Consider the following 20,816-nt stretch of genomic DNA (forward strand, 5'->3'; position numbering starts at 1 on the left):
CCGCTGCCTGCCGCGTTAGCCTGGAGTCCGCAGACTCCACCAGGCCGGCAGACAGAGGGGCAGACGCAGCACGTGCGCATCGCCAGGTTCTCGATCGATGGAAACGTCGCGTTCGGCGCGGTCGAGGGCAGCACCGCCCCCGGCGACGAATCGACGCTCGTCCTCGACATCATCAAGGGCATCCCGTTCGCGGACTTCGAGCTCTCCGGGGTCAAGGTCCCGCTCGCCAAGGTCCGCTTGCTGCCGCCCGTGCTCCCCAACAAGGTCGTGGCCATCGGCCGCAACTACGCGGAGCACGCCGCGGAGCTCGGCCACTCCCTCGTGGACGCCGACGGCCGCCCGGAAGCCCCCATCACCTTCTTCAAGCCCTCCACCTCGGTGGTCGGCTCGGGGGACCCCATCACGTACCCCTCCTTCTCCGAGGAACTCCACCACGAGGCGGAGCTCGCCGTGGTGATCGGCCGCATGTGCCGCGAGGTCCCCAAGGAGCGCGTCAAGGACGTGATCCTCGGCTACACCTGCGCCAACGACGTCACCGCACGCGACGTCCAGCGGCGCGAGAAGCAGTGGGCGCGGGCCAAGGGCTTCGACAGCTCCTGCCCGCTCGGCCCCTGGATCGAGACCGATCTGGACCCGACCGACCTGACCATCCAGTGCACCGTGAACGGCGAACAACGCCAGCTCGGCCGCACCGGCGACATGATCCGCTCCATCGAGGACCTGGTCGTGCACATCACCGAGGCCATGACGCTGCTCCCGGGCGACGTCATCCTCACGGGGACCCCGGCCGGAGTCGGACCCCTCAACGTCGGCGACGAGGTCGCCGTCACCATCGAAGGCATCGGCACTCTCACCAACAAGGTGATCAAGCGTGGCTAACGCGAACGTCCGCGTACGTTTCTGTCCCTCCCCGACCGGCAACCCCCACGTGGGCCTGGTCCGGACCGCTCTCTTCAACTGGGCGTTCGCCCGCCACCACGGCGGCACGTTCGTCTTCCGCATCGAGGACACCGACGCGGCCCGCGACTCCGAGGAGTCCTACGGCCAGCTGCTCGACTCGCTGCGCTGGCTCGGCTTCACCTGGGACGAGGGCCCCGAGGTCGGCGGCCCGCACGCCCCGTACCGCCAGTCCCAGCGCATGGACATCTACGCGGACGTCGCGAAGAAGCTCCAGGACGGCGGCCACGCCTACCACTGCTACTGCACCACCGAGGAGCTCGACGCGCGCCGCGACGCCGCGCGTGCGGCCGGCAAGCCGTCCGGCTACGACGGCCACTGCCGCGAGCTGACCGCCGAGCAGGTGGCCGCGTACGAGGCCGAGGGCCGCACCTCGATCGTCCGCTTCCGGATGCCCGACGAGACGATCACCTTCACCGACCTGGTCCGCGGCGAGATCTCCGTCGCCCCCGAGAACGTGCCCGACTTCGGCATCGTCCGGGCCAACGGCGCCCCGCTGTACACCCTGGTCAACCCGGTCGACGACGCGCTGATGGAGATCACGCACGTGCTCCGCGGCGAGGACCTGCTGTCCTCCACCCCGCGCCAGATCGCGCTCTACCGGGCGCTGATCGAGCTGGGCGTCGCCAAGACGGTCCCGGAGTTCGGCCACCTTCCGTACGTCATGGGCGAGGGCAACAAGAAGCTCTCCAAGCGCGACCCGGAGTCCTCGCTCAACCTGTACCGCGAGCGCGGCTTCCTCCCCGAGGGCCTGCTGAACTACCTCTCGCTCCTCGGCTGGTCCTTCTCCAAGGACCAGGACATCTTCTCGATCGAGGAGATGGTCGCGAAGTTCGACATCCCGGACGTCAACGCCAACCCGGCGCGCTTCGACCTCAAGAAGGCCGAGTCGATCAACGCCGACCACATCCGGCTGCTCGACCCGAAGGCCTTCGCGGCCGCCTGCGCGCCGTGGCTGGAGGCCCCGCACGCCAACTGGGCCCCCGAGGACTTCGACGCCGAGGCCTGGGAGCGCATCGCGCCGTACGCCCAGACCCGGGTGACCGTGCTGTCCGACATCACGGCCAACGTCGACTTCCTGTTCCGCAAGGAGCCGGTCGAGGACCAGGCGTCGTGGGACAAGGCGATGAAGGGCGAGCCCGCGGCCCTGCTGACGACCGCCCGCGCCAACCTGGAGACGGCCGACTGGAGCGACCCCGAGTCCCTCAAGCAGGCCGTGCTCACCGCCGGCGAGGCCCACGGTCTCAAGCTTGGCAAGGCCCAGGCCCCGGTCCGCGTCGCCGTCACCGGCCGCACGGTGGGCCTGCCGCTCTTCGAGTCGCTGGAGATCCTGGGCAAGGAGCGTTCGCTGGCCCGCATCGACGCGACCCTGGCCAGGCTCGCCGCCTAGGCATCGCCTGGGCACCACCCGTACGTCCCCCGGGGGCGGCGGCCGAAAAGGCCGCCGCCCCCGGGGCGTTTCGGCGTAGCCTCGGCCGTATGCCGATCAGTGCTGTGCTGTGGGACATCGACGACACCCTCTTCGACTACACCGGCGCGGACACGGCCGGCCTCGCGGCGCACCTCGCCGACGAGGGACTGGAGGCGCGGTACGGCTCGCCGGCCGAGGCGCTCGCGCTGTGGCGCCGTCTCACCGAACGGCACTGGGACCGCTTCGCCGCGGGCCGGGTGACCTTCCGGGAGCAGCGCCGGGACCGGGTGCGGGACTTCCTGGAGCGGCCCGACATGAGCGCGCCCGAGACCGACGACTGGTTCGACCGGTACGTCGCCCACTACCAGGCCGCCTGGACCCTGTGCCCCGACGCGGTGCCCGCGCTGGACGCCCTCGCCGACGGGTACCGGCACGGCGTGCTCTCCAACTCCTCGCTCGCCAACCAGGATCCCAAGCTGCGCCGGCTCGGCCTGCGCGAACGCTTCGAGGTACTGGTCTGCGCCGCCGAACTCGGCGTCAGCAAGCCCGCCGCGGAGGCCTTCCTGAAGGCCTGCGCGGCGCTCGGACTGCCGCCGGGGGAGGTCGCGTACGTGGGGGACCAGCCCGAGATCGACGCCCGCGGCGCCCGTGACGCGGGCCTCACGGCGGTGTGGCTCGACCGTCGAGGCGACGCGGGCCCGGGGCCCGAGGGCGTACACAGGATCGACGGACTCGGGCGGCTGCCCGCGCTGCTGGCCGCGGATACCCGTTTTGGAGCACGGTCAGGCATCCGGTAATGTTCTTTCTGCGCCGCCCGAGCGGGCCGAAAGGCCGGGATGGGGGCGCTAACCAAACGAAAGTGCCGCAAGGCCTTGAGTTTTGGTGGGCTATAGTGTAATTGGCAACACGAGGGTTTCTGGTTCCCTTATTCTAGGTTCGAGTCCTGGTAGCCCAGCGCAGTACAGAAGTAACGCAGTGCTTGCCCCCGTTGTGTAGCGGCCTAGCACGCCGCCCTCTCAAGGCGGTAGCGCCGGTTCGAATCCGGTCGGGGGTACAGATCCTTCCCGCGAGATCTCCAGGGTCGCACCCGGATGTTTTGATGCAGGATCGCTAGGGCCCCCGTTGTGTAGCGGCCTAGCACGCCGCCCTCTCAAGGCGGTAGCGCCGGTTCGAATCCGGTCGGGGGTACTGTGTCTAGTTGGTCTAGACCTTTGGGCTATAGTGTAATTGGCAACACGAGAGTTTCTGGTTCTCTTATTCTAGGTTCGAGTCCTGGTAGCCCAGCGCAGCACCGCAGTAACAGCTAGCCCCCGTTGTGTAGCGGCCTAGCACGCCGCCCTCTCAAGGCGGTAGCGCCGGTTCGAATCCGGTCGGGGGTACGCATCGAAGAGGCCCTCCGCGTTCATCGCGGAGGGCCTCTTTCGTATGTCCGGCGTCGGATCGCGCAGGCGCGGCGGTCGCGCGACCGCCGCGCCTGCGGCTCGTGAATGCGGGCCCGGAGGCGCGTGTACAGGACGTGTGCGGCGTCGTACGCGCCCCCGGACCCGGGGGAGTGGGGGAGGTCGAAAAGGGATCAGCCGGTTCGGCGCAGGGCCTCCGACAGGCGGGCGGCCGCGTCGATGACGGCCTGGGCGTGCATCCGCCCCGGGTGTCGGGTCAGGCGCTCGATCGGCCCGGAGACCGACACCGACGCGACCACCCGGTTCGAGGGTCCACGCACCGGCGCCGACACGGAGGCCACACCGGGCTCCCGCTCGCCGATCGACTGCGCCCAGCCGCGGCGCCGTACGCCCGAGAGCGCCGTCGCCGTGAAACGCGCGCCCTGGAGCCCGCGGTGGAGCCGCTCGGGCTCCTCCCAGGCCATCAGGATCTGCGCGGCCGAACCGGCCTTCATCGGGAGCGTGGAGCCCACCGGGACGGTGTCCCGCAGGCCCGACAGCCGCTCGGCCGCGGCCACGCAGATGCGCATGTCGCCCTGACGCCGGTAGAGCTGCGCGCTCTCCCCGGTCACGTCACGGAGGTGGGTGAGCACCGGTCCGGCCGTCGCGAGCAGGCGGTCCTCGCCGGCAGCGGCGGCAAGCTCTGCCAACCGCGGACCGAGGATGAAACGTCCCTGCATGTCCCTCGCCACCATCCGGTGGTGTTCCAGTGCCACGGCAAGGCGATGCGCCGTGGGTCGTGCGAGCCCTGTCGCCGCGACCAGCCCGGCGAGGGTGGCCGGACCGGACTCCAGTGCGCTCAGTACCAGAGCTGCCTTGTCGAGAACGCCGACGCCGCTAGAGTTGTCCATGAAACGATATTCGCGTCTCACACTGTGAAACGCAAGTTCAATTTTTCCAAGAAACAGCGAGTCTGTATGTGCGGGTCCACGAACCACTGGGTCCGAGCCTCGGTCCGGCGCGTGGGGTACGGACGATCAGGCGCACCGGATCTCTAATAAGCGCCGGCACAACCGGCCGGCCGGAGGGAAAGCGATGGGTAGGACACTCGCGGAGAAGGTCTGGGACGACCATGTCGTCCGGCGCGCGGAGGGCGAGCCCGATCTGCTCTTCATCGATCTGCACCTCCTGCACGAGGTGACCAGCCCGCAGGCGTTCGAGGGCCTGCGGCAGGCCGGCCGCAAGGTGCGCCGCCTCGACCTCACCATCGCGACCGAGGACCACAACACCCCCACCATCGACATCGACAAGCCGATCGCGGACCCGGTCTCCCGGGCCCAGCTGGAGACGCTGCGCAAGAACTGCGCCGAGTTCGGCGTGCGCCTGCACTCGCTGGGCGACGTCGAGCAGGGTGTCGTCCACGTCGTGGGACCGCAGCTGGGCCTGACCCAGCCGGGCACCACCGTGGTCTGCGGCGACTCGCACACCTCCACCCACGGCGCGTTCGGCGCGCTGGCCTTCGGCATCGGCACCAGCCAGGTCGAGCACGTGCTCGCCACCCAGACGCTGCCGCTGGCCCGCCCGAAGACGATGGCGATCACCGTCACCGGCGCGCTGGCCGAGGGCGTCACCGCGAAGGACCTGATCCTGGCGATCATCGCCCGGATCGGCACCGGCGGCGGCCAGGGCTACATCCTGGAATACCGCGGCGAGGCCATCGAGAAGCTGTCGATGGAAGCCCGGATGACCATCTGCAACATGTCGATCGAGGCCGGCGCCCGCGCGGGAATGATCGCCCCGGACCGGACCACCTTCGACTACCTCCAGGGCCGTGACCACGCGCCCGTGGGCGAGGACTGGGACGCGGCCGTCGCGTACTGGCGGACCCTGCGCACCGACGACGACGCGGTCTTCGACGCGGAGGTCGTCATCGACGGCGCCGCGCTCTCCCCGTTCGTCACCTGGGGCACCAACCCGGGCCAGGGCGCGCCGCTCTCCGCGAACGTCCCCGACCCTGCTTCGTACGAGGACGCTTCGGAGCGGCACGCCGCCGAAAAGGCCCTGGAATACATGGGGTTGACCGCCGGACAGCCGCTGCGCGACATCAACGTCGACACCGTCTTCGTAGGTTCGTGCACCAACGGCCGCATCGAGGACCTGCGTGCCGTCGCCGGCATCATCGAGGGCCGCAAAGTCGCCGAGGGCGTACGGATGCTGGTCGTTCCGGGCTCGGTCCGGGTCGCCCTCCAGGCCGTCGAGGAGGGCCTGGACAAGGTCTTCAAGGAGGCCGGCGCCGAATGGCGGCACGCGGGCTGCTCGATGTGTCTGGGCATGAACCCCGACCAACTGGCGCCCGGCGAGCGCTCCGCGTCCACCTCCAACCGCAACTTCGAGGGCCGGCAGGGCAAGGGCGGGCGCACCCACCTGGTCTCCCCGCAGGTGGCCGCGGCCACCGCCGTGCTGGGCCATCTGGCCTCGCCCGCCGACCTGTCCGCCGCCGACGCGACCGCCGGAGTCTGAACCATGGAAGCCTTCACCACCCACACCGGCCGGGCCGTCCCGCTGCGCCGCAGCAACGTCGACACCGACCAGATCATCCCGGCCCACTGGCTGAAGAAGATCACCCGCGACGGGTTCGAGGACGGGCTCTTCGAGGCCTGGCGCAAGGACCCGGAGTTCGTCACGAACCGCCCGGAGCGCGCCGGCGCGACCGTCCTGGTCGCCGGCCCCGACTTCGGCACCGGTTCCTCGCGCGAGCACGCCGTCTGGGCCCTGCAGAACTTCGGCTTCAAAACGGTCATCTCCTCCCGTTTCGCCGACATCTTCCGCGGCAACTCGCTGAAGAACGGCCTGCTGACCGTGGTCCTGCCGCAGGAGACCGTCGAACGGCTCTGGAAGCTCACCGAGGCCGACCCCGACGCCGAGATCACGGTCGACCTGGTCGATCGCCAGGTCCGAGCGGAAGGCGTCGAGGCCGAGTTCGAACTCGACGACAACGCCCGCTGGAGGCTGCTGGAGGGGCTGGACGACATCTCGCTCACCCTTCAGAACGAAGCCGACATCGCCACGTATGAAAGCACCCGGCCGGGCCACAAGCCCCGCACGATTCGGGCCTGATTCCAGCCTGATCAGCGCTTATTCGCCTTCGGGTCATCACATCGACAACACTGTGCCCCTCGCCCTCCGGCGGGGGGCACAGCCGTGTGTTGAGGCCCCGTGAGGCGACAACTCGCCCCAGATGGCACAATCTGTGCATGGAACGCGACAGTCAACTTGAGCTCTACGAACTCGTCGCGGACCGATTGAAAGAAGCACACACAAGGGTGCGCTCACTGCAAGTCCCGGAGGGCGTAAGGATGGCGCTGTCCCGGAAGCTGTTGGTCGTCACGGCCGCGTCGAAGCATGATCTGGCCGATGCGGCAAGGCGCCTGGACAGGTTGATGAAGGACCTCGACGAGGGTCGATTCCCTGAAGGCGACTGATGCGAAGGAACTCCGTAACGGCCTACAACGTTGCGGCACTAGGGTGATTAGCCCGTTTCGTGTTTGATTTGCGGTATATATCCGCCTAACGTGCGAAATAAGCTTGAACACATTCGTTCTGGCGAAGTCTCCGAAGGGGAAGACGTGAACAAGGCGCAGCTCGTAGAAGCGATTGCCGACAAGCTGGGCGGCCGTCAGCAGGCCGCGGACGCTGTCGACGCGGTACTGGACGCGATGGTCCGCGCCGTGGTCGCGGGCGACCGGGTCTCGGTCACGGGCTTCGGCTCGTTCGAGAAGGTCGACCGCCCCGCCCGTTACGCCCGTAACCCGCAGACGGGTGAGCGCGTCCGGGTCAAGAAGACCTCGGTTCCCCGATTCCGGGCCGGCCAGGGCTTCAAGGACCTGGTCAGCGGCACCAAGAAGCTCCCCAAGGGCGACGAGGTGGCCGTGAAGAAGGCTCCCAAGGGCAGCCTGTCCGGCGGGGCTTCCGCCACGGTCAAGAAGGCCGCGGCCAAGAGGGCGACCACCGCCAAGAAGGCCGCCGCGAAGACCACGGTCGCGAAGAAGGCGACCGCGAAGAGGACCACGGCCAAGAAGGCCACGGCGACCGTCAAGAAGACGACCGCGAGGACCGCCGTCGCGAAGAAGGCCGCCACGGCCAAGAAGGCGACCACGGTCAAGAAGGCCACCCCGGCGGCGAAGAAGACCACCGCCACCGCCAAGAAGACCGCTCCGGCGGCCAAGAAGGCCACCGCGAAGACGACCGCGCCCGCCAAGAAGACGGTGACGCGCAAGGCCACCGCGAAGAAGACGACCGCCCGCAAGAAGTAGGGGCGGCGGTCACGCACACGCCGGGCCGGCTTCCCCCGCGGGGGGGAAGCCGGCCCGCGGTGCTGTCCGGAAGGGAAACCCCGTCGGGGACGGCCCCGGAAGCGGAAGGTGGGGACCTCAGAAGGTCTGGAGCGTGATCAGGGTGATCCGCAGGGCCCCGCCCTCGCCGTCCGTCTCGATGCGCACCCGCTGCCCGGGGCGCAGCAGCCGCAGGCCGCCCGCGTCGAAGGCCGGGGCCTCGAAGGACACCGGGGTGCCGTCGTCCAGCAGCACGCTGCCACTGCGGGTCTGGGAGTCGTACGTGTACGCGGTCGCCTGCATACCGGCACTGTATCGGGCGGTGTGACGCCCCACACCGAGCGTGAGGGCCGTTCGCAGATCCGCCGCGGTGTCCACGTCCCGGCGCACGCTGTCGACGTCCGCCAGGGCGATTTCCACCGCCCCAGAGGCGAAATGGCGGGCCCGAGACGGGCCGCCGAACGAGGGTGTCAATTCCACGTCCGGAGCAGCCGAAAGCAACGTCGTCCCGATTCTTGCCGCATCCGCCAGAAATGCCCTGGGAAATTTCGAGGCATCGTCGAGCACGCGTAGCAATTCGGGCGGTCTCAAGGCGGGCAGATCGGCGTTCATGGCGGCCACCGCCGCCCGGGGCCGCCGTCGCCGCACGGCCCGCTCCCCGTGGGCCAGGGCGGCGTTCAGGCCGGCGCCCGGGGAATCCGGGACGATCCGCGCGCCCAGCCTGGCCAGTTCCCGACCCGCGACGGAGTCGTCCGTGACGACCACCACATCCGCGACCGCCGCGCAGGCCAGCGCCCCCGCCACGGTGTCCTGCGCGAAGGCCAGCGCCAGCCCCGGGCGGGAGCCCCCGACGGCCGCCGCGAGACGGCTCTTGGCCAGCGCCAGCGGCTTCAACGGGACGACCAGACTCCAGACGGCGTTCGTGGCGCCCCCCTCCCCTCCGGTGCGCTCCCGCGCGCGCTCAAGCCATCGTCAGGTCATGGCCAGGTCATCAGTGGGCCCATTGTCGCCTCCACCCGGGCAGAGGGGAGGCCGTGCGGTGTGAGCGGGGCGTACGGTGTTCTCGACAGAGACCGGGCCTGGGGCCACACTTGTCCGGCCGACGAGGTGCCCAAGCCGCGCACCGGTCCTAGAGGAAGGTGTTCGAGTGTCCCGCCGCAGAATCGGCTTCTGGTACCGCCTGGCGGCGGTCATCGCGAAACCGCCGCTGGTAGTGCTCTTCAAGCGGGACTGGCGGGGAATGGAGCACATTCCGGCCGACGGGGGATTTATCACCGCCGTCAATCACAACTCGTATCTGGACCCGCTCTCGTACGCGCACTTCCAGTACAACACCGGCCGGGTGCCCCGATTGCTCGCGAAGGCCGGCCTCTTCAAGGTGCCTTTCGTCGGCATGATCCTCCGTGGTTCCGGTCAGATCCCCGTGTACCGGGAGACCACCAACGCCCTCGACGCATTCAGGGCGGCCGTGGCGGCGATCGAGAGCGGTGAATGCGTTGCCTTTTACCCGGAAGGCACCCTCACCCGCGATCCCGACATGTGGCCGATGGCCGGCAAGACCGGCGCCGCCCGCGTCGCACTGATCACCAAGGCCCCGGTCATTCCGGTGGCCCAATGGGGCGCGAATCTCGCGATGCCGCCCTACGCGAAGACCGACAAGCTCCGGCTGTTCCCGCGCAAGACCCTCCAGGTGCTCGCCGGACCGCCCGTCGACCTCTCCGCCTTCCACGGCCTGGAACCCACCCCGGACGTGCTCAAGGAGGTCACCGAGGTCATCATGGCGGCCATCACCGAGCTGCTGGAGGAGTTGCGGGGCGAAAGCGCGCCCGCGCAGCCGTACGACCATCGCCAAGCCAGGGCGCAGCAGCGGCGCAACGCCGCGGGGGAGGGCAAGAAGTGACAGGTCCCGTGAAGGCAACCGTGTTCGGAACCGGCTCGTGGGGCACGGCCTTCGCCGTCGTGCTCGCCGACGCCGGCTGCGAGGTGACGATGTGGGGGCGCCGCCAGGAACTGGTGGACGCCGTCAACACCGACCGGACCAACCCGGACTACTTCCCCGGCGTCGAACTCCCCGCCAACATCCGGGCCACCACCGACCCGGCCGAGGCGGCCCGCGGCGCCGACTTCACCGTCCTCGCCGTCCCCTCCCAGACCCTGCGCGGCAACCTCGCCGAGTGGGCGCCCCTGCTGGCCCCCGACACCGTGCTCGTGTCCCTGATGAAGGGCATCGAACTCGGCACCGCCAAGCGGATGAGCGAGGTCATCGAGGAGGTGGCCAAGGTCCCCGCCGAGCGCGTCGCCGTGGTCACCGGCCCCAACCTGGCCCGCGAGATCGTCGCCCGCCAGCCCGCCGCCTCCGTGGTGGCCTGCGTGGACGACGCCGTGGCCCGGCGCCTCCAGGCCGCCTGCCACACCCCGTACTTCCGCCCGTACACGAGCACCGACGTCATCGGCTGTGAACTCGGCGGCGCCGTCAAGAACGTCATCGGCCTCGCCGTCGGCATCGCGGACGGCATGGGTCTCGGCGACAACACCAAGGGCTCGCTCATCACCCGAGGCCTCGCCGAAGCCACCCGCCTGGGCCTCGCGATGGGCGCCGACCCGCTCACCTTCTCCGGTCTCGCGGGTCTCGGCGACCTCGTCGCCACCTGTTCCTCGCCGCTCTCCCGCAACCACACCTTCGGCATCAACCTGGGCCGCGGGATGACCCTGGAGGAGACGATCGCGGTCACCCGGCAGACCGCGGAAGGGGTCAAGTCCTGCCAGTCCGTGGCGGATCTGGCACGCCGGTACGGAGTGGACATGCCGATCACCGACACGGTGGTCGACATCGTGCACCACGGGAAGCCCACGCTGGTCGCGCTCAAGGAACTCATGGGACGCAGCGCCAAACCGGAACGGCGCTGACTCCATTCCGGACGTCTGAGCGGGTACTCTCGTGGCGATATGAGCAGCGAGAACCTCCCCCAGACCCCTGAGCAGCAGGGCCGCAAGCCCCGCGTGGCCGTCGTGTTCGGCGGCCGCAGCTCGGAACACGCCATCTCGGTCGTCACGGCGGGCGCCGTGCTGCGGTCCATCGACCGGTCCAAGTACGAGGTGCTGCCCATCGGCATCACCACGGACGGCCGGTGGGCGCTGACCGCCGACGAGCCCTCCCGCATGGCCATCGCCGAGCGGGTGCTCCCGAGCGTCGAGGACCTGGCCGACTCCGAGGACGGCAGCGTCGTCCTCTCCGTCGACCCGGCCAACCGCGAGGTCGTCTACACCGAACCGGGCGCCGTTCCCAAGGCCCTCGGCGAGGTGGACGTCGTCTTCCCCGTGCTGCACGGCCCGTACGGCGAGGACGGCACCCTCCAGGGCCTGCTGGAGCTCTCCGGCATCCCCTACGTCGGCTCGGGCGTCCTCGCCTCGGCCGTCGGCCAGGACAAGGACTACATGAAGCGGGTGTTCACGTCCTTCGGGCTGAACGTCGGCCCGTACGTGACCGTCCGCCCGCGCGAGTGGGAGGCCGACCGGTCGGCCGCCACCGCCAAGGTCCTGGACTTCGCCGCCGAACACGGCTGGCCGCTGTTCGTGAAGCCCGCCCGCGCGGGCTCCTCCATCGGCATCACCAAGGTGGACGACGCGTCCGGCCTGGACGCCGCCATCGAGGAGGCCCGCCGCCACGACCCGAAGATCATCGTGGAGGCGCTGCTGCGCGGCCGCGAGATCGAGTGCGGGGTCCTGGAGTTCGAGGACGGGCCGCGCGCGAGCGTCCCCGCTGAGATCCCGCCGGTCTCCAGCCACGACTTCTACGACTTCGAGGCGAAGTACATCGACTCCGCCTCCGGGATCGTCCCGGCGCCGCTCACCGACGAGCAGACCGCCGAGGTGCGCCGGCTCGCCGTCGAGGCGTTCGACGCCGCGTCCTGCGAGGGCCTGGTGCGTGCCGACTTCTTCCTCACGGAGGACGGCACCTTCGTCATCAACGAGATCAACACCATGCCGGGCTTCACGCCGATCTCCATGTACCCGCGCATGTGGCAGGAGTCGGGCATCGAGTACCCGGAGCTGGTGGACCGCCTGATCCAGGCAGCCCTGCGCCGCTCCACCGGGCTGCGCTAGGCCCGACCGCACACACACGATGACCGCCCGCCGGGGATCCCGGCGGGCGGTCATCATGAGTGGGGGAGACCGCACGGCGGCCCCGGACGGTCCGGACGACTCAGTACGAGGAGATGCCCACGGGCACGGCCTTGGCGATGGCCGCGGAGAGATCGACCAGCATCCCCGCATCCGTGGCATGCTCCTTGTCGACCCGGACCTCCGTGTACGCCAGCCGCGCCCCGGTGGTGAACCGGAAACCGCCGTCCTCGTCGGCGGGAAGCTTCTCCAGCAACCAGCCGACTCCGTTGACCTCGACGCCGTCCTGCTTCGGATCCGACATCTTGGGCGGCTTGGGGATACCGCACCGCAGTACGATCGCCGAGCCGCCCCACGCGGCGGTCAGATCCGACTCGGGTCGGGTGGTGGTCCGCGCCAGGCCGGCCACCTTCTCCGGGAGCTCCTCGTGCAGTGCCGCACAGAGCCCCGCGACGTCGGCGGGCGGCTTGGGCGGCGGATCCACCCGGGCCTCGGCATCGCCCGAGGAACAGCCGGCGAGGGCCAGCAGGACCGCGCAGGCGGGCAGGGCCAGTAGACGCAGGGGCCGGCGGTGGAGGGACATCACCGGCCAAGAGTAGACGGGGGCTACAGATGGACCACCGGGCAGGTCAAGGTGCGGGTGATCCCCTCCACCTGCTGGACCTTGGCGACCACCATGCGGCCGAGATCGTCGACGGTGTCCGCCTGGGCGCGCACGATCACGTCGTACGGGCCCGTCACGTCCTCGGCCTGGATCACCCCCGGGATCTGGCCGATGGACTCGGCGACGAACGACGCCTTGCCCACCTCGGTCTGAATGAGGATGTACGCCTGTACCACGGAACCTCCAGGGCGGCCACGAGGATCATTTCCCCTAACCTTCGGGTGGGCCCGGGGACATCGGGTGGGCCCGGGGAAGAAGGGACGCCACGGTACCGCGTCGCCGAGCGTCACGGGGAGACCCGCGAGCCCGGCTCCGCGCACGGCGAGGCGCACGGAGAGCAGAAGTTGACGTATCTGTTGACGGTACCCAGAGCTGTGACGGCTCGCGACCGCAAGCGGACTGGGCAAGAAGGGGCACAGCGATGAAGGGCACTGTGGGCGAGCTGGGGGAGTTCGGGCTCATTCGAGAGCTCACCTCACGGCTCACCACCACCCCGGCGGTCCGGCTCGGACCCGGCGACGACGCCGCGGTGGTGTCGGCCCCCGACCGGCGGGTCGTGGCGAGCACGGACATCCTGCTGGAAGGCCGGCACTTCCGGCGCGACTGGTCGACGGCCTACGACGTCGGCCGCAAGGCCGCCGCGCAGAACCTCGCCGACATCGCGGCGATGGGCGCGGTGCCGACCGCACTGCTCCTCGGCCTCGTCGTCCCGGCGGAACTGCCGGTCACCTGGCCCACCGAGCTGATGGACGGCATCCGCGACGAATGCCAGGTCGCGGGCGCGGCCGTGGTCGGCGGAGACGTCGTACGGGGCGACACCATCACCGTCGCCATCACCGCCCTCGGGGACCTGCGCAACCACGAGCCCGTGCTGCGCTCCGGCGCCCAGCCCGGCGACGTGGTGGCCGTCACCGGCTGGCTGGGCTGGTCCGCGGCCGGTTTCGCGGTCCTCTCGCGCGGCTTCCGCTCCCCGCGGGCCTTCGTCGAGGCGCACCGGCGCCCGGAACCGCCGTACCACGCGGGCCCCGCCGCCGCCGGACTCGGCGCCACCGCCATGACCGACGTCAGCGACGGCCTGGTCGCGGACCTCGGTCACATCGCCGAGGCCAGCAAGGTACGAATCGACCTGCGCTCGGCGGCCGTCGACATCCCCAGCCAGATGCACGACATCGGCCAGGCCGTCGGCGTGGATCCGCTCCAGTGGGTGCTGACCGGGGGAGAGGACCACGCCATCGTGGCCACCTTCCCGCCCGACGTGAAACTGCCCGCCCGCTGGAAGGTCATCGGAGAGGTCCAGAACCGCTCCGCCGCCCCCCAGGTGACCGTGGACGGCGCACCCTGGACCAGCACCGGCGGCTGGGACCACTTCGGCGCCGACCCGGCCGCCGAGGAGCCCGCGCGATGAACCGTCCGCCGCTGTGCCTGACCGTCGCCGGATCGGACTCCGGCGGCGGCGCGGGCATCCAGGCCGACCTCAAGACGATGCTGGCGCTCGGCGTGCACGGGATGAGCGTGGTGACCGCCGTGACGGCCCAGAACTCGCTCGGCGTGCACGGGGCCTGGGAACTGCCCGCGGAGGCCGTCACGGCCCAGTACCGGGCCGTGGTGGACGACATCGGCGTCCAGGCCGTCAAGACCGGGATGCTGTCCTCCGCGTCGCTGGTGGAGACGGTCGCCGAACTGTTGGCCGGCACCCCGGCCCCGGCGGTCGTGGACCCCGTCGGGGTCTCCAAGCACGGGGACGCGCTGCTCGCCGACTCGGCGCTGGACGCCGTACGCGAGGAACTCCTGCCGCGGGCCACCGTGGCCACCCCCAACCTCGACGAGGTGACCCGACTCACCGGCCTGGTGGTGGAGACGGAGGACGACATGCGGCGGGCGGCCGACGCGATCCTCGGTCACGGTCCCCGGTGGGCGCTGATCAAGGGCGGACACCTGCGGACCCACGGCGACCAGGCCGTGGACCTGCTCACCGACGGCGCCGACGAGCGGTGGCTGCGCGCACCCCGGCACGACAACCGGCACACCCACGGCACGGGCTGCACCCTCGCGAGCGCGATCGCGGCGGGCCTCGCCAAGGGACTCGACGTCCCCGAGGCCGTCACCGCGGCCAAGGAGTACGTCACCGGGGCCATCGCCGCCGGCTTCGCGCTCGGCGGCGGCATCGGCCCCGTGGACCACGCCTGGCGTTGGCGGGCCTGAACGCGCGAAAGAGCTCCCGGGAACCCGTCGAGGGTTCCCGGGAGCTCTTTCGCGCTCGCTCGGGCAGGGCCCGCGCTCGCTTCAGGCAAGGCAAAAGGCCGGCCCACCAGGTGGGCCGGCCTTCTTGGCAACCGGAAAGGGCTGCGCTACGACGTGAGGCGTCAGCGCGAGACCTTGCCAGCCTTGATGCACGAGGTGCAGGCGTTGAGGCGCTTCGGCGTCCCATTGACCACGGCACGGACGCGCTGGATGTTCGGGTTCCAGCGACGCGAGGTGCGGCGGTGCGAGTGGGAGATGCTGTTGCCGAAGCTCGGCCCCTTGGCGCAAACGTCGCAGTTGGCAGCCACAGGTCACTCCAAAGACTTCAGATGCACTTACAGTGAATCCGGCGCACCGGAATCAGAGATCCGAAGTGGTTTGCCGGGGGAATGGCCCGACTCTCATCGGGCAACCGGAGCAGCATACAACGTCTGCGCCGGTCCAAGAAAACTACCATGGCGCCCGCCGACCACGCCCCACGGTCCCGAGGCGCCGGCCACCCTTGGTTACCCTGCGGTGAACCCCGGCCCGCACAAGGAGGAACGCCCGGTGCCTTACGAGCCTCAGCCGCACACCCTCGACGCCGAAGCGGTGCGCACCTGGAGCTCGCTCGCCCTGGCCGCCCTGGGCCGCGCCCGCGAGGACATCGACGCGATCAACGTCTATCCCGTCGCCGACGCGGACACCGGCACCAACCTCTACCTGACCGCCGAATCGGCCGCCCGCGAGCTGGCGGCCGCCTTCGCGTCGGCCTCCGCGGACGTGACCGACACCACGCCGCCCGAGCCCGCCCGCCTCTCCCTGCCCGAGGCCGTACGGGCCTACGCGCACGGCGCCCTGACAGGCGCCCGGGGCAACTCCGGGACGATCCTCGCCCAACTCCTCCGCGGCGTCGCCGACGTGCTCGGCGCCGAACCCGAGGGACGCGACCCCGGCCCGCTCCTCGCGCAGGCCCTCACCCGGGCCGCCGAGGAGGCGTACCAGGCCGTCGCGCACCCCGTCGAGGGGACCATGCTCACCGTCGCCGCGGCCGCGGCCAAAGCCGGCCACGCCGCCGAGGCCGCCGCCGGCACCGCCGTCGACGTGGCCCGCGCCGCCTACGACGGAGCCCGCGCGGCCCTCGCCGAGACCCCGGGGCAGCTCGCCGCGCTGGGCCGGGCCGGGGTGGTCGACGCCGGGGGCTGCGGACTGGTCGCCGTGCTCGGCGCCCTCTGGCAGGCGCTGTCCGGCCGGGAACCCGCCGCCGAACCGATCCGCGGCCGGGCCGTGCCCGTACCCCGATCGCCGGAGCCGTGCGCCGAGGAGCACGGTGGGCCCGCGTACGAGGTGATCTACCTGCTGGAAGCCGGCGAGCCGGCCGTCGGGGAACTGCGCGCCCGCCTCGACGGGCTCGGCGACTCCCTCGTGGTGGTCGGCGGCGACGGGCTCTGGAACGTCCACGTCCACGTCGACGACCCGGGCGCCGCCGTCGAGGCCGGCGTCGTCGCCGGACGCCCCTACCGGATCCGGATCACCCACTTCGGCGACGAACGACGCCGGGCCGTCGCCCCGCGCGCCCAGCGGGCCGCGGTCGCCGTCGTACCGGGCGAGGGACTGGCCGGACTGTGCGGGGAGGCGGGCGCGACCACCGTGCTCGCCCGCCCCGACGCACCCCCGGCACCCGCCGACCTGGTCGACGCCATCCGCCGGGCCCACGCCCGCGAGGTGGTGCTGCTGCCCAACGACTCCGAGTGGCGGGCCGCCGCCTCGGCCGCGGCGGAACAGGCCCGCGCCGACGGTGTGCGGGTCGCCGTGATCCCCACCCGCTCGGCGGTCCAGGGCCTGGCCGCACTCGCCGTGCACGACCCGGACGCCAGCTTCGACGAGGACGTCGTCGCCATGACCGCGGCGGCCGGAGCCACCCGCTACGGGGAACTCGCCGTCGCGGAACGGCAGTCCTTCACCTCCGCCGGCATCTGCCAGGCCGGGGACGTCCTCGGACTCATCGACGGCGACGTCGCCGTCATCGGCCCCGGCCTGCCGGAGACCGCCGAGGCCGTCCTGGACCGCATGCTCGGCTCCGGCGGCGAACTCGTCACCCTGGTGCTCGGGGAGGACGTCCCGGACGCCCTCGCCGCCCGCCTGGAGGCCTACGTACAACACGGCCACCTGGCCGTCGACACGGTCACCTACCGGGGCGGACGGTACTCGGCGCCGCTCCTCATCGGGGTCGAATAGGGGTCGAAGGACGGGCTTGTCGGCGCCATGGTGTGCAATGGAGCACGTGCCCGCGCTCGACGAAGACCTCAAGAAGACCCTCGGCCCCGCCACCGCCAAGGTGCTGGCCGAGCACCTCGGGCTGCACACGGCCCTGGACCTGCTGCACCACTACCCCCGGCGGTACGCCGAGCGCGGCGAGCTGACCTCCCTCGCGGACCTCGGCGACCAGCTCGACGAGCACGTCACGGTCGTCGCGCAGGTCGCCGACGCGCGACTGCTGACCTACCAGGGCGGTCGGGGCGGCGGGAAACGCCTCGAAGTCACCATCACGGACGGCAGCGGCCGGCTCCAGTTGGTCTTCTTCGGTTCCGGCGTCCACAAGCCGCACAAGGACCTGCTGCCCGGCAGCCGCGCGATGTTCGCGGGCAAGGTCTCCCGGTTCAACCACAAACTCCAGCTCGCCCACCCCGCCTACGAGCCGCTCGGCAAGGACACGGACGACACCGGCGGCGCGGACGCCGCGGCCGCCTTCGCCGGCCGACTCATCCCGATCTACCCGGCGTGCAAGCAAATGGAGTCCTGGAAGATCGCCAAATGCGTGGACGCGGTGCTGCCCGGCGTCCGCGAGGCCGTCGACCCGCTCCCCGCCGCCCTGCGCGAGGGTCGCGGCCTGGTCCCGCTCACCGAGGCCCTGCTGAAGGTCCACCGCCCCACCACCAAGGCCGACGTGGAGGACGCCCGCCAACGCCTCAAGTGGGACGAGGCGTTCGTCCTCCAGGTGGCCCTCGCCCGCCGCCGGCACGCCGACTCCCAACTCCCGGCCGTCCCGCGCCGGCCCCGCCCGGGCGGACTCCTCGACGCCTTCGACGCGAAGCTGCCCTTCACCCTCACCGAGGGCCAGCGGACCGTCTCCAAGGAGATCTTCGACGACCTCGCCACCGACCACCCCATGCACCGCCTGCTCCAGGGCGAGGTCGGCAGCGGCAAGACGATGGTCGCGCTGCGGGCCATGCTCGCCGTCGTCGACGCGGGCGGACAGGCCGCGATGCTCGCGCCCACCGAGGTGCTCGCCCAACAGCACCACCGCTCCATCACCGAGATGATGGGCGAACTCGCCGAGGGCGGCCTGCTGGGCGGATCCGACGAGGGCACCAAGGTCACGCTGCTCACCGGCTCGATGGGGGTGCCGGCCAGGCGCCGGGCGCTGCTGGACCTGGTGACCGGCGAGGCCGGCATCGTCATCGGCACCCACGCCCTGATCGAGGACAAGGTGCAGTTCCACGATCTCGGCCTGGTCGTCGTCGACGAACAGCACCGCTTCGGCGTCGAACAGCGCGACGCGCTGCGCTCGAAGGGCAAACAGCCCCCGCACCTGCTGGTGATGACCGCGACCCCGATCCCGCGCACGGTCGCGATGACGGTCTTCGGCGATCTGGAGACCTCCGTACTGGACCAGCTGCCCGCCGGCCGTTCTCCCATCGCCACCCACGTGGTGCCCGCCAAGGACAAGCCGCACTTCCTCGCGCGCGCCTGGGAACGGGTGCGGGAGGAAGTCGAGAACGGCCACCAGGCCTACGTCGTCTGTCCGCGCATCGGCGACGGCGAGGACGAGCCCAAGAAGAAGAAGGCCGCCGAGGAGGACGGCGACAAGCGACCCCCGCTGGCCGTCCTGGAGATCGCCGACCAGCTCGCCCGGGGCCCGCTCGCCGGGCTGAGCGTCGAGGTGCTCCACGGACGCATGGACCCCGCGGACAAGGACGCCGTCATGCGCCGCTTCGCCGCCGGCGAGGTCAAGGTGCTGGTCGCCACCACCGTCATCGAGGTCGGGGTGAACGTCCCCAACTCCACGGTCATGGTGATCATGGACGCGGACCGGTTCGGGGTGTCCCAACTCCACCAGTTGCGCGGCCGCGTCGGCCGCGGCTCGGCACCCGGGCTGTGCCTGCTGGTCAGCGAGATGCACGAGGCGAGCCCCGCCCGCGCCCGGCTCGCGGCCGTCGCCGCCACCCTCGACGGCTTCGAACTCTCCCGGATCGACCTGGAGCAGCGGCGCGAGGGCGACGTGCTGGGGCAGGCCCAGTCCGGGGTCCGCTCCTCGCTGCGCATGCTCGCCGTCATCGAGGACGAGGAGGTCATCGCCCAGGCCCGCGAGGAGGCCACCCGCGTGGTCGCCGAGGACCCCGAGCTGGAGCACCTGCCAGGCCTGCGGACCGCCCTGGACGCGCTGCTGGACACCGAGCGCGAGCAGTACCTGGAGAAGGGCTGAGGACGACGACCTATCGTTGAACCGCTGAACGTTTCTCCGTCTCCCCACCGAAGGACCCCAGATGACCCGCGTGATCGCCGGCAGCGCCGGCGGGCGACGGCTGACCGTGCCGCCCGGCACCGGCACCCGCCCGACCTCGGACCGGATGCGCGAAGGGCTCTTCTCCACCTGGGAGTCCCTGCACGGCGTCGAGGGCGCCCGCGTGCTCGACCTCTACGCGGGTTCCGGCGCGGTGGGGCTGGAGGCCCTCTCCCGCGGCGCCGAACGGGCCCTGCTGGTCGAGCCCGACGCGAAGGCCGCCAAGGCGATCAAGGACAACATCACGTCGGTGGGCCTGCCCGGCGCCGAATTCCGGTCGGGCCGGGCCGAACAGGTCGTGGCGGTCCCGCTCCACGAGGACCCGTACGACATCGTCTTCCTGGACCCGCCGTACGTCGTGGACCACGAGGAACTCCGGGAGATCCTCCTCACACTCCGGTCCAATGGCTGGCTCACGGAGGACGCACTGGTCACCGTGGAACGCAGCACCAGGAGCGGTGCCTTCCCGTGGCCCGACGGCTTCGAGCCGCTCCGGTCACGGAAGTACGGCGAAGGGACCCTCTGGTACGGTCGCGCCGCCTTCACCAGCGAAAACTCATGATGCCCGCACCGGGGAGCGAGGGAATTCAGTTGCGCCGCGCCGTCTGTCCGGGGTCGTTCGACCCCATCACCAACGGACACCTCGACATCATCGGCCGGGCCTCCCGGCTCTACGACGTGGTCCACGTCGCCGTGATGATCAACCAGTCCAAGCAGGGGTTGTTCACCGTCGAGGAGCGGATCGAGCTGATCCGGGAGGCGACGGCCGACTACGGGAACGTGGAGGTCGAGTCCTTCCACGGACTGCTGGTCGACTTCTGCAAGCAGCGGGACATCCCGGCCATCGTCAAGGGCCTGCGCGCCGTCAGCGACTTCGACTACGAGCTGCAGATGGCCCAGATGAACATGGGACTGTCGGGCGTCGAAACGCTGTTCGTGCCGACCAACCCCACCTACAGCTTCCTGTCGTCCTCCCTGGTCAAGGAGGTCGCCACCTGGGGCGGCGACGTGGCCCACCTGCTGCCGGCGCACGTGCACGCCGCCCTCCTGGAGCGACTGCGCGACCGCTGACGGGTCGTTGTCGCCCCGGTCCCGCCCGGGCCCGTACCCCGGGGCCTTACAGTCGTCGGGTCCGACTCGGGAACCGCCCGAGGCCGAGAGAGTGCGA

General features: G+C 70.8%; 21 protein-coding genes and 5 tRNA genes. 21 read left to right on the forward strand and 5 right to left on the reverse strand.

Going from position 1 to position 20,816, the window contains the following annotated elements; all coding sequences use genetic code 11:
- Positions 1–72: 72 nt before the first annotated feature.
- The 8 genes from ADK55_RS01170 to ADK55_RS01205 all read left to right on the forward strand — a co-directional run bounded on the left by ADK55_RS01170 (position 73) and on the right by ADK55_RS01205 (position 3,747).
- A complete protein-coding gene (locus ADK55_RS01170; RefSeq protein ID WP_053675058.1) occupies positions 73–879 on the forward strand; it encodes a fumarylacetoacetate hydrolase family protein in 807 nt (268 codons plus the stop codon).
- Entirely contained in the window at positions 872–2,347 is a 1,476-nt protein-coding gene (gltX, locus tag ADK55_RS01175) for a glutamate--tRNA ligase (RefSeq protein WP_053675060.1), read from the forward strand. The genes ADK55_RS01170 and gltX overlap by 8 nt, the downstream gene beginning before the upstream one ends.
- A gap of 89 nt (positions 2,348–2,436) precedes the next feature.
- On the forward strand, positions 2,437–3,165 hold the full coding sequence (locus tag ADK55_RS01180; protein WP_053675062.1) for an HAD family hydrolase: 729 nt from the start codon (positions 2,437–2,439) through the stop codon (positions 3,163–3,165).
- A gap of 86 nt (positions 3,166–3,251) precedes the next feature.
- Positions 3,252–3,323, forward strand: a tRNA-Gln gene (locus ADK55_RS01185).
- 26 nt (positions 3,324–3,349) lie between these two features.
- Positions 3,350–3,422: transfer RNA gene (locus tag ADK55_RS01190), tRNA-Glu, on the forward strand.
- A gap of 61 nt (positions 3,423–3,483) precedes the next feature.
- Positions 3,484–3,556, forward strand: a tRNA-Glu gene (locus ADK55_RS01195).
- 24 nt (positions 3,557–3,580) lie between these two features.
- Positions 3,581–3,652: transfer RNA gene (locus ADK55_RS01200), tRNA-Gln, on the forward strand.
- 22 nt (positions 3,653–3,674) lie between these two features.
- A tRNA-Glu gene (locus tag ADK55_RS01205) sits at positions 3,675–3,747 on the forward strand.
- Positions 3,748–3,941: 194 nt separating this feature from the next.
- Here ADK55_RS01205 and ndgR read toward each other — a convergent pair.
- Positions 3,942–4,658, reverse strand: a complete 717-nt coding sequence (gene ndgR / locus ADK55_RS01210; protein WP_053675064.1) for an IclR family transcriptional regulator NdgR — start codon at positions 4,656–4,658, stop codon at positions 3,942–3,944.
- Between the two features lie 184 nt (positions 4,659–4,842).
- On the opposite strand from ndgR, the gene leuC reads away from it, so the two are divergent.
- The 4 genes from leuC to ADK55_RS01230 all read left to right on the forward strand — a co-directional run bounded on the left by leuC (position 4,843) and on the right by ADK55_RS01230 (position 8,060).
- A complete protein-coding gene (gene leuC, locus ADK55_RS01215) occupies positions 4,843–6,267 on the forward strand; it encodes a 3-isopropylmalate dehydratase large subunit (protein ID WP_053675066.1) in 1,425 nt (474 codons plus the stop codon).
- A gap of 3 nt (positions 6,268–6,270) precedes the next feature.
- Positions 6,271–6,864 (forward strand): 3-isopropylmalate dehydratase small subunit, encoded by a 594-nt coding sequence (leuD, locus tag ADK55_RS01220; protein ID WP_053675068.1) that lies wholly within the window; start codon positions 6,271–6,273, stop codon positions 6,862–6,864.
- A 137-nt stretch (positions 6,865–7,001) separates the two neighbouring features.
- Entirely contained in the window at positions 7,002–7,229 is a 228-nt protein-coding gene (locus ADK55_RS01225) for a hypothetical protein (RefSeq protein WP_053675071.1), read from the forward strand.
- 144 nt (positions 7,230–7,373) lie between these two features.
- Positions 7,374–8,060, forward strand: a complete 687-nt coding sequence (locus tag ADK55_RS01230) for an HU family DNA-binding protein (protein ID WP_053675072.1) — start codon at positions 7,374–7,376, stop codon at positions 8,058–8,060.
- A 117-nt stretch (positions 8,061–8,177) separates the two neighbouring features.
- Here ADK55_RS01230 and cofC read toward each other — a convergent pair whose 3' ends face one another.
- Complete coding sequence (gene cofC, locus ADK55_RS01235) at positions 8,178–8,972, reverse strand: 2-phospho-L-lactate guanylyltransferase (RefSeq protein ID WP_266969633.1); 795 nt, start codon at positions 8,970–8,972, stop codon at positions 8,178–8,180.
- A 253-nt stretch (positions 8,973–9,225) separates the two neighbouring features.
- On the opposite strand from cofC, the gene ADK55_RS01240 reads away from it, so the two are divergent.
- The 3 genes from ADK55_RS01240 to ADK55_RS01250 are packed head-to-tail and all read left to right on the forward strand — an operon-like array spanning position 9,226 to position 12,182.
- A complete protein-coding gene (locus tag ADK55_RS01240; RefSeq protein WP_053675074.1) occupies positions 9,226–9,978 on the forward strand; it encodes a lysophospholipid acyltransferase family protein in 753 nt (250 codons plus the stop codon).
- The gene (locus ADK55_RS01245; protein WP_053675076.1) at positions 9,975–10,985 is read left to right on the forward strand and encodes an NAD(P)H-dependent glycerol-3-phosphate dehydrogenase; all 1,011 of its coding nucleotides are present in this window, start codon (positions 9,975–9,977) and stop codon (positions 10,983–10,985) included. Before ADK55_RS01240 ends, ADK55_RS01245 begins: the two co-directional genes overlap by 4 nt.
- A gap of 39 nt (positions 10,986–11,024) precedes the next feature.
- Positions 11,025–12,182 carry a D-alanine--D-alanine ligase family protein gene (locus ADK55_RS01250; protein ID WP_053675078.1) on the forward strand — a complete coding sequence of 386 codons (1,158 nt, stop codon included), beginning with the start codon at positions 11,025–11,027 and terminating at the stop codon, positions 12,180–12,182.
- A 100-nt stretch (positions 12,183–12,282) separates the two neighbouring features.
- Here the strand turns inward: ADK55_RS01250 and ADK55_RS01255 are convergent, their stop codons facing one another.
- On the reverse strand, positions 12,283–12,783 hold the full coding sequence (locus ADK55_RS01255) for a DUF3515 domain-containing protein (protein WP_053675080.1): 501 nt from the start codon (positions 12,781–12,783) through the stop codon (positions 12,283–12,285).
- Between the two features lie 23 nt (positions 12,784–12,806).
- On the reverse strand, positions 12,807–13,040 hold the full coding sequence (locus tag ADK55_RS01260) for an Lrp/AsnC family transcriptional regulator (protein ID WP_030011290.1): 234 nt from the start codon (positions 13,038–13,040) through the stop codon (positions 12,807–12,809).
- Positions 13,041–13,285: 245 nt separating this feature from the next.
- Here ADK55_RS01260 and ADK55_RS01265 point away from each other — a divergent pair, with 245 nt between their 5' ends.
- Both ADK55_RS01265 and thiD read left to right on the forward strand, forming a co-directional pair.
- Positions 13,286–14,269, forward strand: a complete 984-nt coding sequence (locus ADK55_RS01265) for a thiamine-phosphate kinase (RefSeq protein WP_053675082.1) — start codon at positions 13,286–13,288, stop codon at positions 14,267–14,269.
- Positions 14,266–15,066 carry a bifunctional hydroxymethylpyrimidine kinase/phosphomethylpyrimidine kinase gene (gene thiD, locus ADK55_RS01270; RefSeq protein ID WP_053675084.1) on the forward strand — a complete coding sequence of 267 codons (801 nt, stop codon included), beginning with the start codon at positions 14,266–14,268 and terminating at the stop codon, positions 15,064–15,066. The genes ADK55_RS01265 and thiD overlap by 4 nt, the downstream gene beginning before the upstream one ends.
- Before the next feature lie 161 nt (positions 15,067–15,227).
- Here the strand turns inward: thiD and rpmB are convergent, their stop codons facing one another.
- Complete coding sequence (gene rpmB, locus ADK55_RS35695; RefSeq protein WP_073911113.1) at positions 15,228–15,413, reverse strand: 50S ribosomal protein L28; 186 nt, start codon at positions 15,411–15,413, stop codon at positions 15,228–15,230.
- Between the two features lie 241 nt (positions 15,414–15,654).
- On the opposite strand from rpmB, the gene ADK55_RS01275 reads away from it, so the two are divergent.
- The 4 genes from ADK55_RS01275 (at position 15,655) to coaD (ending at position 20,719) form a co-directional block, all read left to right on the forward strand.
- Positions 15,655–17,322: a DAK2 domain-containing protein gene (locus ADK55_RS01275; protein ID WP_053675264.1), complete on the forward strand. Its 1,668-nt coding sequence runs from the start codon at positions 15,655–15,657 to the stop codon at positions 17,320–17,322.
- A gap of 37 nt (positions 17,323–17,359) precedes the next feature.
- Entirely contained in the window at positions 17,360–19,570 is a 2,211-nt protein-coding gene (gene recG / locus ADK55_RS01280; protein WP_199826414.1) for an ATP-dependent DNA helicase RecG, read from the forward strand.
- A 61-nt stretch (positions 19,571–19,631) separates the two neighbouring features.
- Positions 19,632–20,210, forward strand: coding sequence for a 16S rRNA (guanine(966)-N(2))-methyltransferase RsmD (gene rsmD / locus ADK55_RS01285; protein ID WP_053675086.1), 579 nt, complete (start codon positions 19,632–19,634; stop codon positions 20,208–20,210).
- A 29-nt stretch (positions 20,211–20,239) separates the two neighbouring features.
- A complete protein-coding gene (gene coaD / locus ADK55_RS01290; RefSeq protein WP_199826417.1) occupies positions 20,240–20,719 on the forward strand; it encodes a pantetheine-phosphate adenylyltransferase in 480 nt (159 codons plus the stop codon).
- Positions 20,720–20,816 lie beyond the last annotated feature (97 nt).

This window comes from Streptomyces sp. WM4235, from assembly GCF_001279725.1.
Classification (GTDB): domain Bacteria; phylum Actinomycetota; class Actinomycetes; order Streptomycetales; family Streptomycetaceae; genus Streptomyces.